The organism is Micromonospora maritima, from assembly GCF_902825405.1.
GTDB lineage: Bacteria > Actinomycetota > Actinomycetes > Mycobacteriales > Micromonosporaceae > Micromonospora > Micromonospora maritima.
Genome location: NZ_CADEAU010000620.1, coordinates 1 through 2778, shown reverse-complemented (window position 1 = coordinate 2778; position 2778 = coordinate 1). Strand labels below are relative to the sequence as shown.

Sequence of the window (2778 nt, the reverse complement as noted above, 5' to 3'; positions counted from 1 at the left end):
CGACCGCGCCTCGGCGTCGGTCAGCTCGTCGTCGCCCAGGTCGCCGGCGTCGCGGTCCCGGTACCCGGCTCGCGCCGCGTCACCGGCGTCCGCCGGGGCGGCGCCGTCGACGCCCGGACGGGTGTCGCCGTCGAGGTCGTCGTCGTCCTCGTCCTGCTCGTCGTCGAGGTCGTCCTCGTCCTCGTCGTCCTCATCCTCGTCGTCGCCGTCGAGGTCGTCGTCCTCATCCTCGTCGTCGCCGTCGAGGTCGTCGTCCTCATCCTCGTCGTCGTCGAGGTCGTCGTCCTCGTCCTCGTCGTCGTCCTCGTCCTCGTCGTCGTCGTCGTCCTCGTCGGCGGAGCGCGCGGTCGCCGGGTCGGTCCCGTCGGCGTCGCCCTCCGGCTCGTCGTCCTCGTCGTCGCCCTCGATGACCACGCCGTCGAGCTCCAGCAGCCGCTCGGCCGCGTCGGTCTCGCCCTCGGAGTCGACATCGGCCGCCCGGGAGAACCACTCCCGGGCCTCCTCGCGGCGACCCACCGCGAGCAGCGCGTCCGCGTACGCGTAGCGCAGTCGCGCCGTCCAGGGCTCGGGCGATTCGGTGGTCAGCTCGCGGACCTGCAGCATCGCCACGGCCGCGTCCTTCTGCCCCAGGTCGCCCCGGGCACCGGCGGCCACGATCAGCAGCTCGACGGCGACGGCCTGGTCGAGCTTCTCCCGGTCCGCGCCACGGAACAGGTCGATCGCCCGTTCCGGCCGCCCCAGCGCCCGCTCGCAGTCGGCCAGCACCGCCAGGTGGCTCTGCAGGCCGCTCATCCGGTGGTACGTCCGCAGCTCGGCGATGGCGGTCTGCCACTCCCCCGCGTGGTACGCGGCCAGCCCGACCGCCTCCCGCACGGCGGAGATACGCGAGGCGAGCCGGCGGGCCGCCATCGCGTGCGCCAGGGCCAGCGTCGGGTCGTCGTCGATCAGCAGTCCGGTCGCGACCAGGTGCCGGGCGACGGTCTCCGCGACCGGCTTGGCGAGCGAGAGCAGCTCCGCGCGGACGGTCGAGTCGAGGTCACTCGCGACCACCTCGTCCGGCAGTTCCGGCGCCTCGCCGGTACGCCCCTCGCCTCGTTCGTCCTGACGCTCACGCTGCGGCCCGTAGTTGCCCGGCCGGTCCTCGTAGCCGCGGCGGTCACCGCCCCGGTCGTCACGACCGCCCCGGTAGCCACCCGGGGCCCGGTCCTCACGGCGGAAGCCGCCGTCACGGAAGCCGCCTTCACGACGGTCGCCGCCGCGGAAGCCACCCTCACGGTCACCGCCACGGAAACCGCCTTCACGGCGCTCGCCGCCGGGCCGGTTGTCCCGGTCACCGCCGCGGAAGCCACCCTCACGACGGTCCCCGCCGCGGAAGCCACCCTCACGACGGTCGCCGCCGCGGAAGCCACCCTCACGACGGTCACCACCGGGCCGGTTCTCCCGGTCACCGCCGCGGAAACCGCCCTCACGACGGTCACCACCGGGCCGGTTCTCCCGGTCGCCGCTGCGGAAGCCGCCCTCACGGTCGCCGCCACGGAAGCCGCCTTCACGACGGTCACCGCCGCGGAAGCCACCCTCACGGTCACCGCCACGGAAACCGCCTTCACGGCGCTCGCCGCCGGGCCGGTTGTCCCGATCGCCCCCACGGAAGCCACCCTCACGACGGTCACCCCCGCGGAAGCCACCCTCACGACGGTCCCCACCGGGCCGGTTGTCCCGGTCGCCGCCGCGGAAGCCGCCTTCACGACGGTCACCGCCGCGGAAACCGCCCTCACGGTCACCGCCACGGAAACCGCCCTCACGGTCACCGCCACGGAAACCGCCCTCACGGCGGTCGCCGCCGCCGGGCCGGTTGTCCCGGTCACCGCCACGGAAGCCACCCTCACGACGGTCACCACCGCGGAAACCACCTTCACGACGGTCGCCGCCCCGGAAACCGCCCTCGCGATCGCCGCCACGGAAGCCACCCTCACGACGGTCCCCGCCCCGGAAACCGCCCTCGCGACGGTCCCCACCGGGCCGGTTGTCCCGGTCACCGCCACGGAAACCGCCCTCGCGGCGGTCACCACCGCGGAAACCACCCTCGCGATCGCCACCGCGGAAACCACCCTCACGGCGGTCGCCACCGCCAGGCCGGTTGTCCCGGTCACCGCCACGGAAGCCGCCTTCACGACGGTCACCACCGCGGAAACCACCCTCGCGGTCACCACCGCGGAAACCACCATCGCGGCGATCGCCGCCGGGCCGGTTGTCCCGGTCCCCGCCGCGGAAACCGCCCGCCCGGTCACCGCCACGGAAACCGCCCTCACGGCGATCCCCACCGCGGAAGCCGCCCTCGCGGTCACCACCGCGGAAGCCACCCTCGCGACGGTCGCCACCACGGAAGCCACCCTCACGGCGGTCACCGCCGCTGGGCCGATCGTCGCGGCGGTAACCACCGTCGCGGTTCTCGCCACCACGGAAGCCGCCGGCGCGGTCGTCGCGGCCACCCCGGTACGAAGGACGGTCGTCGCGGCGGGCGTCGTTACGCTCCCGGCCGCGGTCGGCGCTGTCCTCGTGACGGCGGGGCCGGTCCCCGCCCTGCGGTCCTGAACTCACAGGTGCATCCTTCCTGATGGCGTCTCCGCCAGAACGCTAACGCAGTCGAGGGCCGACCCTGCTGGGGCGGCCCTCGACTGAAAGATTGTCCGGCGGTGTCCTACTCTCCCACACCCTCCCGAGTGCAGTACCATCGGCGCTGGAGGGCTTAGCTTCCGGGTTCGGAATGTTGCCGGGCGT

At 74.2% G+C, this 2778-nt stretch carries 2 protein-coding genes and 1 rRNA gene; 1 reads left to right on the top strand and 2 read right to left on the bottom strand.

The features are described from left to right. Nucleotides 1-909: tetratricopeptide repeat protein (locus HUW36_RS34680; protein WP_246248391.1), on the bottom strand; the 909-nt coding region annotated here is incomplete at its 3' end. A gap of 57 nt (nucleotides 910-966) precedes the next feature. On the opposite strand from HUW36_RS34680, the gene HUW36_RS30055 reads away from it, so the two are divergent. Continuing rightward, nucleotides 967-2592, top strand: coding sequence for a hypothetical protein (locus tag HUW36_RS30055; protein ID WP_174531179.1), 1626 nt, complete (start codon nucleotides 967-969; stop codon nucleotides 2590-2592). A gap of 93 nt (nucleotides 2593-2685) precedes the next feature. Here the strand turns inward: HUW36_RS30055 and rrf are convergent. After that, a 5S ribosomal RNA gene (rrf, locus tag HUW36_RS30050) occupies nucleotides 2686-2778 on the bottom strand; the annotation flags it as partial.